This is a genomic window from Corticibacter populi (genome assembly GCF_004217315.1).
In the GTDB taxonomy this organism is placed as follows: domain Bacteria; phylum Pseudomonadota; class Gammaproteobacteria; order Burkholderiales; family Burkholderiaceae_C; genus Lampropedia; species Lampropedia populi.
The window spans coordinates 981701-998974 of sequence record NZ_SGWR01000002.1 but is presented as its reverse complement, the minus strand read 5'-3'; the positions used below and the strand labels follow the sequence as shown (position 1 = coordinate 998974).

The 17274-nt window shown below is 66.9% G+C and carries 17 protein-coding genes; 8 read left to right on the top strand and 9 right to left on the bottom strand.

The features are described from left to right. The first annotated feature begins 7 nt into the window (after nt 1-7). Nucleotides 8-2971: a DNA topoisomerase III gene (locus EV687_RS10645; RefSeq protein ID WP_122230019.1), complete on the top strand. Its 2964-nt coding sequence runs from the start codon at nt 8-10 to the stop codon at nt 2969-2971. A 96-nt stretch (nt 2972-3067) separates the two neighbouring features. Here the strand turns inward: EV687_RS10645 and EV687_RS19285 are convergent, their stop codons facing one another. Next, nucleotides 3068-3193: a hypothetical protein gene (locus EV687_RS19285; protein ID WP_278044256.1), complete on the bottom strand. Its 126-nt coding sequence runs from the start codon at nt 3191-3193 to the stop codon at nt 3068-3070. Between EV687_RS19285 and nadC the strand changes: the two genes are divergently transcribed. Continuing rightward, nucleotides 3141-4013, top strand: coding sequence for a carboxylating nicotinate-nucleotide diphosphorylase (nadC, locus tag EV687_RS10640; protein ID WP_122230021.1), 873 nt, complete (start codon nt 3141-3143; stop codon nt 4011-4013). The genes EV687_RS19285 and nadC overlap by 53 nt on opposite strands. A gap of 62 nt (nt 4014-4075) precedes the next feature. Continuing rightward, complete coding sequence (locus EV687_RS10635) at nt 4076-5101, top strand: tripartite tricarboxylate transporter substrate binding protein (RefSeq protein WP_122230023.1); 1026 nt, start codon at nt 4076-4078, stop codon at nt 5099-5101. Nucleotides 5102-5144: 43 nt separating this feature from the next. On the opposite strand, the gene EV687_RS10630 is transcribed toward EV687_RS10635, so the two are convergent. Further along, nucleotides 5145-5444 (bottom strand): DUF4148 domain-containing protein, encoded by a 300-nt coding sequence (locus EV687_RS10630; protein ID WP_122230025.1) that lies wholly within the window; start codon nt 5442-5444, stop codon nt 5145-5147. A gap of 304 nt (nt 5445-5748) precedes the next feature. On the opposite strand from EV687_RS10630, the gene EV687_RS10625 reads away from it, so the two are divergent. Next, the gene (locus tag EV687_RS10625) at nt 5749-6240 is read left to right on the top strand and encodes an FKBP-type peptidyl-prolyl cis-trans isomerase (protein WP_122230027.1); all 492 of its coding nucleotides are present in this window, start codon (nt 5749-5751) and stop codon (nt 6238-6240) included. A gap of 62 nt (nt 6241-6302) precedes the next feature. Next, nucleotides 6303-7550, top strand: coding sequence for a 3'-5' exonuclease (locus EV687_RS10620; RefSeq protein WP_122230029.1), 1248 nt, complete (start codon nt 6303-6305; stop codon nt 7548-7550). A gap of 26 nt (nt 7551-7576) precedes the next feature. Here EV687_RS10620 and ribD read toward each other — a convergent pair whose 3' ends face one another. From ribD to mnmG, 7 genes are all read right to left on the bottom strand, one after another. Beyond that, a complete protein-coding gene (gene ribD / locus EV687_RS10615; protein WP_242612575.1) occupies nt 7577-8725 on the bottom strand; it encodes a bifunctional diaminohydroxyphosphoribosylaminopyrimidine deaminase/5-amino-6-(5-phosphoribosylamino)uracil reductase RibD in 1149 nt (382 codons plus the stop codon). Nucleotides 8726-8734: 9 nt separating this feature from the next. Continuing rightward, complete coding sequence (locus EV687_RS10610) at nt 8735-9358, bottom strand: GNAT family N-acetyltransferase (RefSeq protein WP_122230033.1); 624 nt, start codon at nt 9356-9358, stop codon at nt 8735-8737. 6 nt (nt 9359-9364) lie between these two features. Then, nucleotides 9365-10303, bottom strand: a complete 939-nt coding sequence (locus EV687_RS10605) for a ParB/RepB/Spo0J family partition protein (RefSeq protein ID WP_122230035.1) — start codon at nt 10301-10303, stop codon at nt 9365-9367. Between the two features lie 21 nt (nt 10304-10324). Further along, the gene (locus EV687_RS10600) at nt 10325-10888 is read right to left on the bottom strand and encodes an RBBP9/YdeN family alpha/beta hydrolase (RefSeq protein ID WP_122230037.1); all 564 of its coding nucleotides are present in this window, start codon (nt 10886-10888) and stop codon (nt 10325-10327) included. Beyond that, nucleotides 10885-11685 carry a ParA family protein gene (locus EV687_RS10595; RefSeq protein ID WP_122230039.1) on the bottom strand — a complete coding sequence of 267 codons (801 nt, stop codon included), beginning with the start codon at nt 11683-11685 and terminating at the stop codon, nt 10885-10887. Before EV687_RS10595 ends, EV687_RS10600 begins: the two co-directional genes overlap by 4 nt. 94 nt (nt 11686-11779) lie before the next feature. Further along, the gene (gene rsmG / locus EV687_RS10590; protein WP_122230584.1) at nt 11780-12460 is read right to left on the bottom strand and encodes a 16S rRNA (guanine(527)-N(7))-methyltransferase RsmG; all 681 of its coding nucleotides are present in this window, start codon (nt 12458-12460) and stop codon (nt 11780-11782) included. Then, entirely contained in the window at nt 12460-14448 is a 1989-nt protein-coding gene (gene mnmG / locus EV687_RS10585) for a tRNA uridine-5-carboxymethylaminomethyl(34) synthesis enzyme MnmG (RefSeq protein WP_122230041.1), read from the bottom strand. Before mnmG ends, rsmG begins: the two co-directional genes overlap by 1 nt. A gap of 249 nt (nt 14449-14697) precedes the next feature. Between mnmG and EV687_RS10580 the strand changes: the two genes are divergently transcribed. The 3 genes from EV687_RS10580 (at nt 14698) to EV687_RS10570 (ending at nt 17254) form a co-directional block, all read left to right on the top strand. Continuing rightward, entirely contained in the window at nt 14698-15243 is a 546-nt protein-coding gene (locus tag EV687_RS10580) for a PepSY domain-containing protein (protein WP_122230043.1), read from the top strand. A gap of 260 nt (nt 15244-15503) precedes the next feature. Next, entirely contained in the window at nt 15504-16112 is a 609-nt protein-coding gene (gstA, locus tag EV687_RS10575; RefSeq protein ID WP_122230045.1) for a glutathione transferase GstA, read from the top strand. A 32-nt stretch (nt 16113-16144) separates the two neighbouring features. Next, nucleotides 16145-17254, top strand: coding sequence for an alkene reductase (locus tag EV687_RS10570; protein ID WP_122230047.1), 1110 nt, complete (start codon nt 16145-16147; stop codon nt 17252-17254). Nucleotides 17255-17274: the final 20 nt, after the last annotated feature.

Sequence of the window (17274 nt, the reverse complement as noted above, 5' to 3'; positions counted from 1 at the left end):
ACCCCCTATGTCCAAATCACTGGTCATTGCCGAGAAACCGTCGGTCGCACAAGACATTGTGCGCGCCCTCACGCCCGTGGCGGGCAGCTTCACCAAGCATGACGACTACTTCGAGAACGAGCGCTACATCGTCACCAGCGCGGTCGGCCACCTGGTCGAGATCCAGGCACCCGAGGAGTTCGACGTCAAGCGCGGCAAATGGAGTTTTGCCAACCTGCCGGTGATCCCGCCGCACTTCGATCTCAAGCCGGTCGAGAAGACCAAGTCGCGCCTGGCCGCCGTCACCCGACTGGCCAAGCGCGCCGATGTCGCCGACCTCATCAACGCCTGCGACGCGGGCCGCGAGGGGGAGCTGATCTTCCGCCTGATCGAGCAGTACGCCGGTCCCGTCAAAGGCGGCCAGCGCCAGCCGCTGGGCAAGCCGGTGCGGCGCCTGTGGCTGCAGTCGATGACGCCGCAGGCCATCCGCGATGGCTTCCAGAACCTGCGCAGCGATGCGCAAATGCGGGGCCTGGCCGATGCGGCGCGCAGCCGCTCGGAAGCCGACTGGCTGGTCGGCATCAACGGCACGCGGGCCATGACGGCCTTCAACTCGCGCGACGGCGGCTTCTTCCTGACCACCGTCGGACGCGTGCAGACGCCGACGCTCTCGCTGGTGGTCGAGCGCGAGGAGCAGATCCGCAAATTCGTCAGCCGCGACTACTGGGAAATCCACGGCGACTTCGCGGCCCAGGCGGGCCACTACCCCGGCCGCTGGTTCGATCCGCAGTTCAGGAAAGGTGACGACGAACACGCCCGTGCCGAACGCATCTGGGACGCCGCGCAGGCCCACGCCATCGCCCAGGCCGTGCTGCACCAGAGCGGCACGGTGGAGGAGCAGGCCAAGCCCACCACGCAGGCCAGCCCGCTGCTGTTCGACCTCACCAGCCTGCAGCGCGAAGCCAACGGCAAGTTCGGCTTCTCGGCCAAGACCACGCTGGCGCTGGCGCAATCGCTGTATGAGCGGCACAAGGCGCTGACCTACCCCCGGACCGACTCGCGCTACCTGCCGCAGGATTACCTGAGCGTCGCGCAGGATACCTTCAAGGCGCTCGCGCAAAGCCGCCTCGCGCACCTGGCGCCGCATGCCGCGCACGCGCTGCAAAGCGGCTACGTCAAGCCCAGCCGCCGCATCTTCGACGACAGCAAGGTCAGCGATCACTTCGCCATCATTCCGACCACGCAGCCGCCCGCCGGCCTCTCGGATGCCGAGCAGAAAATCTACGATCTGGTCACGCGCCGCTTCATGGCGGTGTTCTACCCCAGCGCCGAATACCTGGTGACCACCCGCATCACCAAGGTCCCCTCGCCCGCGCTGCCCGCGCCGGTGCAGCACTTCAAGAGCGAGGGCAAGGTGCTGGTCAAGCCCGGCTGGCTGGCCATCTACGGCAAGGAGGCCGATGGCGAACTCGCCGAGGGCAAGGACGGCAAAGGCGCCGAGAGCAAGTCGCTGGTGGCCGTGCAGCCGGGCGAGTCTGTGCAGACCGAAGCCGCCGAGGTCAAGGCCCTCAAGACCAGGCCGCCGGCGCGCTACAGCGAAGCGACGCTGCTCGGCGCGATGGAGAGCGCCGGCAAGCAGGTCGAGGATGACGAACTGCGCGAAGCCATGCAGGAGAAAGGCCTGGGCACGCCGGCGACGCGCGCGGCCATCATCGAAGGCCTGCTGACCGAGAAATACATGCTGCGCGAAGGCCGCGAGCTGATTCCCACGCCCAAGGCCTTCCAGCTCATGACGCTGCTGCGCGGCCTGGAGGTGCAGGAGCTCTCGCGCGCAGACCTGACCGGCGACTGGGAGTACAAGCTCGCGCAGATCGAGAAGGGCGAGCTCAGCCGCGCCGCCTTCATGGCCGACATCGCCGCGATGACCGAGCGCATCGTCAAGAAGGCCAAGGAATACGACCGCGACACCATCCCCGGCGACTACGCCACGCTGGCCGCGCCCTGCCCGCACTGCGGCGGCATCGTCAAGGAGAACTACCGGCGCTATGCCTGCACCGGCCGCGATGGCCAGGGCGAAGGCTGCGGCTTCTCGTTCACCAAGTCGCCCGGTGGGCGCACCTTCTCGGCGGCCGAGGCCGAGCAGCTGGTACGCGAGCGCCACCTCGGCCCGCTCGAGGGCTTTCGCTCCAAGGCCGGCTGGCCCTTCACGGCCGAGCTGCGGCTGGTGCCCGATGCCGAGCACGACAACGTCAAGCTGGAATTCGATTTCGGCGACGACCGCGAACCCGAGGCCGGCGAGCTGGCCGACTTCTCCGGCCAGCAGCCGCTGGGCCAGTCGCCGGCCGACGAAGGCCAGGTCTACGAATGGGGCAACAGCTACGTGAGCGAACTGGCCGTGCCCACCGCCCGCAACCCCAAGCCCAGCAGCCAGTTCAAGGTCGGCAAGATCATCCTGCAGCAGCCCATCGAGCCAGAACAGATCAGGAAGCTGCTGGCCGAAGGCCAGACCGACGTGCTCGACAAGTTCATCTCCAACCGCACACGCCGCCCCTTCAAGGCGCGACTGGTATGGGATGCGGCCACCGGCAAGGTCGGCTTTGCCTTCGAGCCACGCGAGGGCGGCAAACCCGCGCGCGGCGGCAGCCGCTTCGGCGCGGCCAAGACCGCGGCCAAGACGGCGACGAAAACCGCCACCAAGTCGGCCGCGAAAAAGACCACCACAAAAGCCGCCAAAACCGCCCGCAAGACCACCACCCGCCAACCGGCCGCCGGCAAGCAGCCCAGCGCGGCGCTGGCCGCCGTGATCGGCAGCGAGCCGGTGGCCCGCACCGAGGCGATGAAGAAGATCTGGGACTACATCAAGGCCCACAACCTGCAGGATCCCAAAGACAAGCGCACCATCGTCGCCGACGACAAGCTGCGCGCCGTGCTCGGCCAGGACCGCGTCGGCATGTTCGAACTGGCCGGCAAGCTGGGGCCACATCTGGGCTGAAGAAGCACGCTCCCAGCAGCCCGACAGTCCGGTTCCCCTGGAACCGCGCATGCAAGCCGGCCCTTGACGCCATCCGCCACCACGGATGGCGTTTTGTCATGCTTCGAATTTTTTATGCTCAGAAAGAGAATAAAATTCCGCCACCCGTATTTTCTTGCTGTCTGCCGTCATGCCCATGCCCGATGCTTCTCCTGCCGATATCACACCGCTGCCGCGCATCATGCTCGAACCCCTGGTGCGCGCCACGCTGCTCGAAGACCTGGGCCGCAGTGGCGACATCACCAGCGATGCCATCGTGCCAGCCTCCGCCCACGCCACGCTGGAACTGCGGGCGCGCCAGGCCGGCGTGCTGGCCGGCCTGGCCCTGGCGCAGTTGGCGTTCGAGCTGATCGACCCGGCCATCCGCTTCGAGACGCTGCGCAGCGATGGCACCCGCCTGCAGCCTGGCGATGGCATTGCGCGCCTGCAGGGCCCGGCCCGCGCCATGCTGACGGCCGAACGCAGCGCGCTGAACCTGCTGGGCCTGCTCAGCGGCGTCGCCAGTGCCACGGCCCGCATTGCCGATGCGATCGCCGGCCAGGCCTCCCGCGTGACCTGCACGCGCAAGACCCTGCCAGGCCTGCGCGCGGTGCAGAAGTACGCGGTGCGTGTCGGCGGCGGCAGCAACCACCGCTTCGGCCTGGACGACGCCATGCTGATCAAGGACAACCACATCGCCATTGCCGGCGGCCTGCCAGAAGCCGTGCAGCGCGCCCGTGCCGTGGCCGGGCACATGGTGCAGATCGAGGTGGAGGTGGACACGCTCGCGCAGCTGGAACAGGCCCTGACGCTGCAGGTGCCCATCGTGCTGCTCGACAACATGGACCTGCCGACGCTGCGCGAGGCCGTGCGGATGACCGCCGGACGCGCCATCACCGAGGCCTCCGGCCGCGTCACGCCCGAGACTGCGCCGCAGATTGCCGCCACCGGCGTGGACCTGATCGCCGTCGGCTGGATCACCCACAGCGCGCCGGTGCTGGACATCGGCCTGGATGCGGTATGAGGACCCGTTCAAAGTCTTTTCATGACCCCTTCATCCCAATCCCGGCTTCGAGAACGCCATCCATGAAGCACCTACCCACCCCACCATGGCCGGCCCGGCCACTGCCACTGGCACTGGCCGCCGCGCTGCTGGGCGGCGCGGCACCTCTGGCCGCCGCGCACGACGACTGGCCGAGCAAACCCATCACCATCGTCGTGACCTTTCCTCCCGGTGGCGGCACCGACCTGCTGGCACGCAAGCTCGCCCCCGAACTGGAACAGGCGCTCGGGCAGCCGGTGGTGGTGGAAAACCGCGCCGGCGCCAGCGGCAACATCGGTGCCAGCCATGTGGGGCGCGCGGCCGCCGATGGCCACACGCTGCTGATGGTCAACAGCTCCTTCGCCATCAATCCGGCGGTGTTGGGCACGCCGGATTTCGACCCCGCACGCGATTTCCGCGCCGTCATCAACGTGGGCTTCATTCCCTCGGTGCTGGTGGTTCCGCAGGACTCCCCGGTGCACACCCTGCCGGCCCTGCTGGCCGAGCGGAAACACCGGCAGACGCCGCTGTTCTTCGCCTCCTGCGGCAATGGCACGCCGCAGCACCTGGCAGGCACCATGCTGCAGCCCTATGCACCCACAGTGAAGTTCGAGCAGGTGCCCTACAAAGGCTGCGGCCCGGCGGTGGCCGATGTGCTGGGCGGTCAAGTGGCGCTGGGCATCGTCACCGCCTCCAGCGCCATGCCGATGCTCGCCTCCGGCCGCCTGCGCGCCATTGCGGTGACCTCGCCCGAACGCTCGCCACTGCTGCCGGCCGTGCCAACCGTGGCCGAACAAGGCCTGCCCGGCTATGCGCTGGACCAATGGCATGGCCTGCTGGCACCGGCGGCAACGCCCGACACCGTCATCGAGCGTCTCAACGCGGTGCTGGCGGCCGCACTGCAGCGCCCCGGCCTGCGCCGGCAGCTCCAGGATCTGGGCTACCACGTCAGCGATGACGGTCAGGCCCGCTCGGACGCCTTCGCGCAACTGCTGCGGCAGGACCTGCAGCGTTTTGCGCAGTTGGGCCGTTCGCTGGGACCTCAGCAGGAGGCGGCACAAAGACGCTGAGCCGCCGCCGGCGCATCTCCGCCAGTGGTGCGACGAGCCGCGCTCACGAGCCCGTATCGATGCGATGCTGGCGCACGGCTTCGACTGCCTGTGCATGCACTCTTTCGCGGCTGAGCTGCGAGCCCGCCTGCTGCCGGTCGAAGTCGGCGGTCACATCGTCACGGAAGGCGTGCTGGGCGATGGCTGCACGCGCCTCTTTCTGCACCTCGGCGCGATCGTGGGTGGAAAGCGCCTGGCGGTCGAAATCGCCCACCGAGTCGTCGCCATAGGCGGCCGCATGGGCTGCGCTGGCCGCAGCCGCGGCAATGGCAGCCATCGAGATGATCCTGGCAATTTTTTTCATAGTCTGCTCCTTTGTTGCAATGAATTCACCGTGAAGGTGTGCACTTCGCGTCCTGATCCGGCGGGATGCCATGCCATGGTCACGGAGCGCAATCGCGTCATGCGATGGGCCATACTTTATTGTTGAAAAATAAATAGATAAACATACAAAATTATTAATATTAGTTCCTAATATAGGAACAATAATCGGGAACTTTCATTGCCACGAGCAGGGGGCGTCCGGGTGCCGGCCGGGGCTTCGAGGCACGCACCCTCCTCTATACTTACCGATGTTGTTACCATTCCCAATCCAATGAAAGCCGTGCATGAGCCCATCCAGCAGCACCGTCCAGCCTGACACCGTGGTCACCATTCGTTACCGCCTCGACGACGCCCAGGGCCGCCCCATGCAGAGCAAGGCCGACGAAGTGGCCTACCTGCATGGCGGCCACGGCAATCTGCTGCCCAAGATCGAGGCCGCGCTCGAAGGCCAGGCCACGGGCTTTGCCACCACCGTGGACCTGCCGCCCGAGGAAGGCTTTGGCGTACGCGACGAAAGCCTGGTCAAGACCATCCCGAAATCCGAGTTGCCTCCCGGCACCAAGGTGGGTGGCCAGTTGCGTGGTCCGGGGCCGGACGGCAGCGAACACCTCTTTCATGTCACGAAGATCAAGGGCACCGAGGTGCTGCTCGACGGCAACCATCCACTGGCCGGCCAGCATGTGCGCTTCGTCGTGCGCATTCTGGGTGTGCGCGCAGCCACGCCGGAGGAAGTCGCCCACGGCCACGCCCACGGCGAACATGGTCACCACCACTGAGCACAGGCCTGCGCCAGCAGGCGGGGCCATGCAAACAAAAGCGCCTCACCCGCGGCACCGCCATGCCAGAGCCGATTGATCCCGAAAGGCGCTTCGAGCCGTCCACCTTGTTCGGCAAGGCCTTTGCGCATCTCTCGCGCAGCGCAGCGCCTTCATCCCCACTGCCCCCGCAGGCCGAAGACCGATCGGCAAATCACCCCACGCAGGCGCCCGCACCAGGCATTGCCGCCCATCGCGGGCACCACATCATCCACGGCGTGGCCGGCTCGGGCAAAACCACGCAGCTGTGCGCGCATGCGGTGCAACTGGCTGCGATGCAGGCGCAATCGCCCCATCCACGCCCCATCCTGCTGCTTTGCTACAACGAGCCGCTGGCCCTGTGGCTGCAGCATGAGATGCGGCAGCGCGACCTCACCGGGCAGGTATTGGCACTGCACTTTCACCGCTGGTGCCGCGAGCAGCTGGTGGCCTACCACCTGGAGCTGCCGCCGCGCCACATGCCCGCGGCCGAGCAGATCAAGAACGTGGTGCAGCGCGTGACCTCCGCCCTGGCCGACGGAGCGATCCCGGCCGGCCAGTACGCGGCCGTGCTGGTCGACGAGGCCCATGACTTCCTGCCGGACTGGCTGGCCATGCTCACGCAGCTGCCCGAGCCCGGCAACAACCATCTGGTGCTCAGCTTCGACGATGCCCAAAGCATCTACCGGCGCAGGCGCACCCGGCACATCCGCCTTGACGGGCTGGGCATCGCGCCAGCGAACATCCGGCGGCTGACCGGCAATCAGCGCAACAGCGCACCGATCTTCAATGCAGCCCTGCGCATGGCCGGCGACCTGCTCGAACCCGAAGAGCGTGGCGAGCATGGCATTCCCCGTCTCAAGCCTGCGAGCGACCGGCAGGGCGGCGCGGCCGTACAGATCTTCTGGATGGACCATCTGCGCGAACAGGGCCAGCAAACCGCCAGGCTGCTGCGCCAGGCCCATGCCAAAGGCATGGCCTGGGGCGACATGGCGGTGCTGTGCCGCAACCGCTTCCAGATGGACGTGTGCCACGGTGCGCTGCAGCAGCTGGGCATTCCGCAGCAGTTGCGCCATGGCGCAGGCGAGTTCGACCCGGCGCAGGACACCGTCAAGATCATGAGCCTGCAGGCCAGCGCAGGCCTGGCATTCGGGCTGGTGGTGATCATCGATTCGGCGGAGCTGCCCTCGACCGAATCCGAGATGGAAGAGAAGCAGCGCTTGCTCTACATCGGCGCCACCCGGGCCCGGCACAAGCTCTGCCTGGTGGGCCTGAAGCGGCAGGCCGGCTGAGTTGCAGCCCCAGGCAGCAGGCCGTTTCAGCCGCGGCGCGCCAGCAGCCGCAAATCCGGTCCGATTCGCTCCACACCGTGCCAGTGCAGCCGACCGGCCTGCTGCAGGTTTTGCAGCGGCGGCACCAACGCCGCAATGGGCCGGCCCGTGCCCAGCAGGCAGGGTGCCAGATAGACCAGCCATTCATCGATCCATCCCGCCGCCAGCAGCGCGCCGTTGAGGGTCGCGCCGGCCTCGACATGGATTTCATTGACCGGCAGCGCCAGCAGATGCTGCAGCAGCGCCTGCAGATCGACGCGCTGCGCCCCACCCTGCTGCGCAGCCTGCGCCGGTGGCAGCAGCAGCACCTCGGCGCCGCGCCGCTGCAGCATCTGCTGGCGCTGCAGCAGGCCTTCGTCCTCCTGATGCGCCGGTGGTGCCACGCCAAACACCAGCACGCGCCGCCCCGGCACGCTCCAGAGCCGCGCCGACGGCGGCGTGCGCAACCGGCTGTCGACAATCACCAGGTGCGGCTGGCGCGGCAGCGCCACACCCTCAGGCTCGCGCACGTTGAGCAGCGGATCATCCTGCAACACGGTGCCGATGCCCGTCAGAATGGCACAGGCGCGCGCGCGCCAGCGCTGTCCGTCGTGCCGCGCCTCGGCCGAGGTGATCCATTGGCTTTGCCCGTTGGGCAGCGCAGTGATGCCATCGAGCGAGGCGGCGGCCTTGGCACGCACCCAGGGGCGCTGGTGTTCCATGCGCTGCAGGAAGCCGATGTTGAGCTCGCGCGCCTGCTCGGCACCGTCGCCCACCTCCACGGCAATGCCGGCGCCACGCAGCCGCGCAAAACCCTGCCCCGCCACCAGCGGGTTGGGATCGGCCAGCGATGCCACCACCTTGCCGATGCCGGCAGCGATCAACGCATCGCAGCAAGGCGGCGTGCGCCCATGGTGGGCACAGGGTTCCAGGCTCACATAGGCGGTGGCGCCATGCACGCCATGGCCCTTCGAGGCGGCATCGCGCAGGGCCATCACCTCGGCATGCGGGCCGCCCACGGCCTGCGTATGGCCCTCGCCCAGCACCTCCCCGGCGGCGCTGACGATCACGCAGCCCACCGCAGGGTTGGGGTTGGAGATCCCCACCGCCCTGGCCGCCAGGGCCAGGCAGTGCTGCATCCATGTACTTGCGGGCATGTCAGATTCTCACGAGAAAGAAGGAGAAGAGGCCTGGCGCCGCAAGACTGGCGTCATGGACCGCGAGCTGGCCCTGAACACCGCGGAGTCGAGCCGATAGAGCACATGCCGGCTGAGCAGATGGTCCGCTGCCAGCAACGGATGTGCGAAGAAGCCATCCTGACGCATGCCCAGGCGCTGCATCACGGCCTGCGAGCGCCGGTTGGGCACACTGGTGAATGCCACGATCTCGGCCAACGCCAGTTCCTGGAAGCCTGCCTGCAGCGCCGCTGCGGCCGCTTCCATGGCCAGACCCTGCCCCCAATGGCTGGCAGCCAATCGCCAGCCGATTTCCACGCACGGGGCAAACGGCAACGCGGCTGCCGGCTCATGCAGACCGACGAAGCCAATGAAGGCGCCGCTGGCGCGGCACTCTACCGCCCACAGGCCCCAGCCTTTCTCGGCGATCAGCGCCTCGCAGCGGTCGGCCATGGCATCGCTTTGCACGCGATCGAGCAGGGCCGGGAAGTACTGCATCACGCGCTGGTCGGCCCCCATCGCGGCAAACGGCGCGCGGTCGGATGCCCGCCATTGCCGCAGCAGCAGGCGCGGGGTCTCCAGCTCGATCAGGGTGGTAGCGCGCGGGCCGCTCATCCTGGTTCAGAAATCCTGCGGACCCTGGATGCGCTCGAGTACGCCATTAAGCACCTCGATGGAGGCGAACGGAATGCGGATCTCGCCCGACTCCTGCACCTGGCCGTTCTTCTTCACGCGCTTTTTCACGTGGATGTCGACCTGGGCCATCAGCAGATCCGAGAGCGTCTCCTCGACACGCCGGATATCGCCGCTCTTGCGGCTGGCAGTCTTCCTGGCGCTTTCGCTGCCCTTGCCCTGCGCAACGCGCTTGACCAGCGCCTCGGCCTCGCGCACGGTGAGCTTCTTGGCGGCGATCTCGTGGCCGGCGGTGATCTGCTCGGCCTTGCCCAGCGCCAGCAGCGCGCGCGCATGGCCCATCTCGATGTCGCCGGCCATCAACAGGGTCTGCACCGGTTCGGCCAGGTTCAGCAGGCGCAGCAGGTTGCTCGCCGCGCTGCGCGAGCGCCCCACGGCACCGGCGGCCTGCTCGTGCGTCAGGCCGAATTCCTGCACCAGCCGCTGCAGGCCACGGGCCTCTTCCAGCGGGTTGAGGTCTTCGCGCTGCATGTTCTCGATCAGCGCCATGGCGGCAGCAGCATGGTCGTCCACCTCGCGCACCAGCACCGGCACAGTGGCCAGACCTGCCAGTGCACTGGCGCGGAAGCGCCGCTCACCGGCGATGATCTCGTAGCGGCCGGCATGCTCGCCATCGGCGAGCTGACGCACCAGCAGCGGCTGCATCACCCCCTGGGCCTTGATGCTCTCGGCCAGCTCATAGAGGGCGCCTTCGTCCATGTGGGTACGCGGCTGGTACTGGCCGGGCACCAGGTCTTCCAGCGCCAGCTCGCGCGGGCTGCCATGCGTCTTCGAAAAGGCCGCTTCAGCTTCGCCCGGCTCGGCCAGCTTGGGCCCCAGCAAGGCATCGAGGCCGCGCCCCAGTCCTTTGGGCTTCTTGGTTGCCATGTGTGTTCTCCTCAATGTTCCTCAGTGTTCCGTTGTCCGTGCGATCAGGCCTTGCAACAGGGCATGGCCGGCGGCCCAGTCGCCCAGGCCGCTCGCGCTGTTGATGTGGCCGCAGGTCGGCAGTTCCTGCCACTGGCTGCCCCAGTCCGAAGCTATGGCACGGGCGCGTGCCAGGCTGCAGTATGGGTCGTCGTTACTGGCCACTACCAGACTGGCAAACGGCAGCGCGGCGCGCGGGATCGGCTGCCAGCCGGGCAGGAGGTGCCGGTTCTCGATGGTTTCGGTGTCGGGTGGTGCCACCAGCAATGCGGCCCTGACGCGGGCGGCATGGCGGCTGTGGCCCGCCCAGCGCGCCGCCAACAGGCAGCCCAGGCTGTGCGCTACCAGCACCACCGGCAGTGTCTGCCGCAGCACGGCCTCCTCGAGTTGGACCTGCCAGTCACCACTTCGGGGGTGTTGCCAGTCGTGCTGCTGCACGCGCTGGTAGCCGTACAAGGCTTCCCAGCGGCTCTGCCAGTGCTGCGCATCGGAGCCCTGCCAACCCGGCAGTATCAGCACCGCCACGTCCTGCACCGGCGCGTTCATGCGCTGGGGGCCTTTTGCCGCGCCGCGGCCTGCGGCTGGGTGCGCCGCACCATCTCATGCGCGAATTCGATGAAGGCTTTGCTGCCCTTGGCATGCGGGTCGTAGACCACGCCGGGCTTGCCATGGCTGGGCGCCTCGGCCAGGCGCACGTTGCGGGGGATGATGGTGTCGAACACCTTGTCACCGAAGTGTCCCTTGAGATCGTCGCTGACCTGCTGCTGCAGCGTGATGCGGGTGTCGAACATGACGCGCAGGATGCCGATGATCTGCAGATCGCGGTTGAGGTTGGCGTGCACCTGCTTGATGGTGTTGACCAGGTCGGTGAGGCCTTCGAGCGCATAGTATTCGCACAGCATCGGCACGATCACGCCATTGGCCATACACAGGCCGTTGAGCGTCAGCAGACCCAGCGAGGGCGGGCAGTCGATCAGGATGAAGTCGAACTGGTCATCCAGATCCGCCAGCGCATCGCGCAGGCGGCGCTCGCGGCGCTCCAATCCCACCAGTTCGATCTCGGCCCCGGCCAGGTCGCGGTTGGCGCCCAGCACCTGGAAACTGGCGGCGGGCGAGGTCACCAGCGCCTGCACGGCAGTGCTGGTTCCGAGCAAAACGTCGTAGACGGAGAATTCCAGCGCACGCTTGTCCACGCCGCAACCCATGGTGGCATTGCCCTGCGGGTCCAGGTCGATGAGCAGCACGCGCTGGCCGATGCCGGCCAGCGCCGCGGCAAGGTTGACGGTGGTGGTGGTCTTGCCCACTCCACCCTTCTGGTTCGCCACACAGTAGATTTGCGCCATTTTTCAGTTTCCTCCTGCCGCTTTGCATTTGCACCATTGGCCACGCCCCGGCCGTGCCGGCCGCAGCGGGCAGTACCCGCAACGCGTTCATTCATCAGCGGCCGATGATAGCCGGTTTGCCCATCCAGACGATGCAGCGCTGTGCATCCAGGCCCGGAACCTGCAGCTGTTCCACGTGAAACACCTGCACGCCAGACGGCAGTTCCGTGATCTCGGCATCGGGCTCGCGCCCCTTCATCGCCATCCATAGGCCTCCAGGCCGCAGCACCGGCAAAGTCAGCGAGACGAAGTCGTTCAGACTGGCAAAGGCCCGCGAGCTGATGATGTCCCAGGACTGTGTCAGCGTCTCCACACGGGCATGAATGGCCTGCAGATTGGGCAGCCGAAGCTCGGCCGCCACCTGGCGCACGAAGGCCATCTTTTTGGCCACCGCATCCACGCAGCTGACGGAAATACCAGGACAGCAGACGGCCAGCACCACGCCGGGCAAGCCACCACCAGCGCCGACATCGAGCAACTGCAGCTGCGCGCCCTGCTCCGGGGTGGCAAGCCGCGCCGCCTCGCGCTGCAGCGGCGCCACCACCGCCAGGCAGTCGAGCAGGTGCAGCCGCAGCATCTCGGCCGGATCGCGCACCGCCGTCAGGTTGTAGACCTTGTTCCATTTGGACAAAAGGGCCAGATACTGCAGCAGGGCCTGGTGCTGCCCATCCGTCAGGGCCAGTCCCAACGCCTGCGTGCCGGCCCGGAGGCTGGTGTCGAGTTGCTCGTCCCGCATCAGGCCTCCACCGACCCGCTGGCAGCCCACTTCTTGCCCATCTTCTTGAGATGAATGAGCAACAACGAAACGGCCGCCGGCGTCACGCCGGAAATGCGCGAGGCCTGCCCCAACGTCTGCGGACGATGCTGGGCGAGCTTCTGCCGCACCTCGAAGGACAGCGCGGTAACCTGGCCGTAGTCCAGGTCCTCGGGCAACAGCAGGTTTTCGAAGTGCTGCGCGCGCTCGACCTCGTCCTTCTGCCGGTCGATGTAGCCACTGTACTTGGCGGCAATCTCGACCTGCTCGGCCACCGGCTCGTACAGGTCTCCCAATGTTTCACGTGAAACATCAGGGGCGGCAATCGGCGCTGCGGAGGCCTCGGCCTGCAGACCCATCAGATCTGCATAGCCGATGCCGGGGCGGCGCAGCAGGTCGAACAGGCTGTACTCATGCTCGATGGCCTTGCCCAGCACGCGCTCGGCCTCACTCTGCGGCAGGTTGCGCGGGCTGACCCAGGTGGCCTTCAGCCGTGCTGTCTCGCGTTCGATGGCATCGCGCTTGCGGCAGAACGCATCCCAGCGTGCGTCGTCCACCAGGCCCAGCCGGCGGCCGGCCTCGGTCAGGCGCAGGTCGGCGTTGTCCTCGCGCAGCTGCAGCCGGTACTCGGCGCGGCTGGTGAACATGCGGTAAGGCTCGGTCACACCCTTGGTGATCAGGTCATCGACCAGCACGCCCAGGTAGGCCTCGTCGCGGCGGGGCAGCCAGGGTTCCTTGCCCTGGCACTGCAGCGCGGCATTCAGCCCCGCGAACAGACCTTGCGCAGCCGCTTCCTCATAGCCGGTGGTTCCGTTGATCTGGCCGGCGAAGAACAGGCCCTGGATCTGGCGTGTCTCGAAGCTGTTCTTGAGACCGCGCGGATCGAAATAGTCGTACTCGATCGCATAACCGGGCCGCAGGATATGGGCATTCTCCAGCCCCGGCATCGACCGCACCAGTTCGTACTGAATGTCGAACGGCAGGCTGGTGGAAATGCCGTTGGGATAGACCTCGTGCGTCGTCAGGCCTTCGGGTTCGAGAAAGATCTGGTGGCTGTCCTTGTCGGCAAAGCGGTTGATCTTGTCCTCGACGCTCGGGCAGTAGCGTGGCCCCACCCCTTCGATGCGGCCGGTGAACATCGGGCTGCGGTCGAAACCGCTGCGGATGATCTCGTGCGTTCGCGCATTGGTGTGCGTGATCCAGCAGGAAATCTGGCGCGGGTGCATGGTCCGGTTGCCCATGAAGCTGAACACCGGCATGTGTCCGGGCCGCTCGCCGCCGGGCACGCCATCACCGGGCTGCTCGATGCACTTGGAAAAGTCGATGCTGCGGCCATCGAGGCGCGGCGGCGTGCCGGTCTTGAGCCGCCCCTGCGGGAGCTTCAGCTCCTTCAGGCGCGCCGACAGCGACACCGCCGGCGGATCGCCGGCCCGGCCGGCCTGGTAGTTGTTCAGGCCCACGTGGATGCGGCCATCGAGAAAGGTGCCGGCCGTCAGCACCACAGTGCGCGAACGGAAGCGAATGCCCACCTGCGTGACGGCGCCCACCACCCGTTCGCCATCGAGCATCAGGTCCTCGACGGCCTGCTGGAACAACCACAGGTTCGGCTGGTTTTCGAGCATGCGGCGGATGGCCGCCTTGTAGAGAATGCGGTCGGCTTGCGCACGCGTGGCACGCACCGCCGGTCCCTTGCTGCTGTTGAGCGTGCGGAACTGGATGCCGCCCTCGTCGGTAGCCAGCGCCATGGCGCCGCCGAGCGCATCGACCTCGCGCACCAGATGCCCCTTGCCGATACCACCGATCGAAGGATTGCAGCTCATCTGCCCCAGCGTCTCGATGTTGTGCGTCAGCAGCAGCGTGCGGCAGCCCATGCGGGCAGCCGCCAGCGCTGCCTCGGTGCCGGCATGGCCGCCACCGACGACGATGACGTCGAATTCCTGCGGGTAGGTGTAGGGAGTGAGATCGGACATGGTGCGTGGGCCTCATCAGGCGGCAAGACCGAAAGAAGAAGAACAGGGTCTTGCGCCGGGCATATCAAACCGGCGATTTTACCGGTTCACTCCGACAAGCGCCCTGCCCGCCATGCCGTCAGGAAGGAAACCCATACGGACAGGCCTGTTTCACGTGGAACAATCCCGCACCGGCAATGCGGCCTTGGATGACAAACACGGCCTAAATACTGCGCCAAAATGGTGCCTTGATCAACACAGGAGGAACCAATGACCACAATCAAAACATCCGAAGTGAACGCTCGCAACATCCTGGCAGCGGCCGCCATGGCCTTCAGCCTGGCCGCGCCAGCGCTGGCCGACTCGCCCGATGAAGTCCGCGCCCGTCTCTCGAGCGCCAGCCTCAGCCTGCCACAGGCCATCGAGAAGGGCCTCGAAGCCGCTCCCGGGAAGGTCATCGACATCGATCTCGACCGTGACGATGGCGTGGTGCGCTACGAACTGGAGATCATCACCGCGCAGCAGGAGAACATCGAGGTGCACGTCAATGCCGCCACCGGCGCCATCGACCAGTTCAAGAATGATGGCAAGGCGTCGCGCAAGGACTTGTCGCGCCTGGAGGAAGCGCGCATCGACATCACCCAGGCCATCGATGCCGCCGTCAAGAACACCCCGGGCACGCCCTTCTCGGCGCAGCTTGACTCCCACTGGGGCAAGACCAGCTACGAGGTCGACATCCTGCAGGCCGACGGCCGCATCTTCGAGGTGAAGATCGACGCAGCCGACGGCTCCATCCTGCGCACCAAGCAAGACTGACGGGCGCCAGGGCCATGTCCTGGTCCTGGGGTGCTGCAAACATGCGCGCACGACAAGCCGGGTGACCGGGGGATGACCCCGGTCACCTTTTTTTGTCTTGGCCGCGCCTATCGTGCAAGGCGTTCCGGTCCGGCCGGACGAGCCCACACAAGCACCTTCTGGTGATTCTGGCTATAGTCGAATGGTCAGTGGCGCCGGCGCTGCGCAGCACCGCGCCAATCGTCCCTTCGGGACCGTTTTCCCATCACCAAGAGGATTGCATGAAGCTCTACTACAGCCCCGGCGCCTGTTCACTTTCCCCGCACATCATCCTGCAGGAGGCGGGCCTGCCGCACGAACTGGTGCTGGCCAGCACCAAGACCCACAAGCTGCGCGACGGCACCGACTTCTACACCATCAATCCACTCGGCTATGTGCCGGTGCTGGAGCTCGACGACGGCCGCCGCCTCACCGAAGGCGTGGCCATCGTGCAGTACCTGGCCGACCAGGTGCCGGACAAGCAGCTCGCGCCGGCCAATGGCAGCTTCGAGCGCTACGTGCTGCAAAGCCGCCTGAATTTCATCAGCACCGAACTGCACAAGAACTTCGGCCCGCTGTTCAAGCCCGGCAGCGCCGAGCAGGCGCGCCAAGATGCCGTGGCGGCATTGCAGAACCGTTTCCAGTTCGTCGATAACGTACTGGCCACACAGCCCTACTTCTGCGGCGAATCGTTCGGCGTTGCCGATGCCTATCTGTTCACCGTCACCAGCTGGACGGTGCCTGTGAAGTTCGACATCGGCGCCTATCCGCACCTGCAGGCCCACCGCGACCGCGTGGCGGCACGCCCAGCCGTGCAGGCCGCGCTGAAGGCCGAAGGCCTGCTCAAGTAAACCTGCAAAAAAGACGAAAGGTCCGTCACTCCATGAGTTCCATCCTGTTCACGCCTGTGCAGGCCGGCAGCCTGCATCTGCGCAACCGCATCGCCATGGCGCCGCTGACGCGCAACCGCTCGCCACGCGCCGTGCCCAACGCCCTCAATGCCGAATACTATGCCCAGCGCGCCAGCGCCGGCCTGATCATCACCGAAGGCACCGCCATCAGCCAGCAGGGCCAGGGCTATGCCGACGTGCCGGGGCTGTATGCGCCCGAGCAGATCGAGGGTTGGAAGCCCGTGACCGCTGCGGTGCATGCCAGGGGCGGCGCCATCGTCACGCAGCTCTGGCACGTCGGGCGCGTCTCGCATGTCAGCCTGCAGCCTGGCGGCGCTGCGCCGGTAGCCCCGTCGGCGCTGGCAGCAGCCACCAAGACCTATGTGATCGATGCCAATGGTCAGGGCGCATTCGTGGAAACCTCCACGCCCCGCGCGCTCGCGCTCGATGAACTCCCCGGCATCATTGCCGACTACCGCCGTGCCGCCGCCGCGGCCATCGAGGCAGGCTTCGATGGCATCGAAATCCACGCCGCCAATGGCTATTTGATCGACCAGTTCCTCAAGACCGGCGCCAACCAGCGTACCGACGCCTATGGCGGAAGCATCGAGAACCGCGCCCGCCTGCTGCTGGAAGTGGTGGCGGCCATTGCCGGGGAGATCGGCGCCGGCCGCACCGGCATCCGCCTCTCGCCCGTCACGCCGGCCAATGGCATCGAGGATGCCGACCCGCAGCCGCTGTTCACCTACGTGCTGCAGCAACTGGCGGGCCATGCACTGGCCTACATCCACATCATCGAAGGCGCCACCGGCGGCCCGCGCGTGCTGCCCGAGCGGCCTTTCGACTATGCGGCCTTGCGCCACGCCTACCGCACTGCGGGGGGCACGGCCGCCTGGATGGTCAACAACGGCTATGACAAGGCGCTGGCCGAGCAGGTCCTGCAGGCTGGCCAGGCCGACATCGTCGCCATTGGCAGGCCCTTCATTGCCAACCCGGACCTGGTCGAACGCTGGCAGCGCGATGCGGCGCTGAACACACCCGAGCGTGCCACCTTTTATGGCGGTGGCGCCACCGGCTATACCGACTATCCCGCGCTGGGCTGAGCAGCACCGTCGCGGACGGC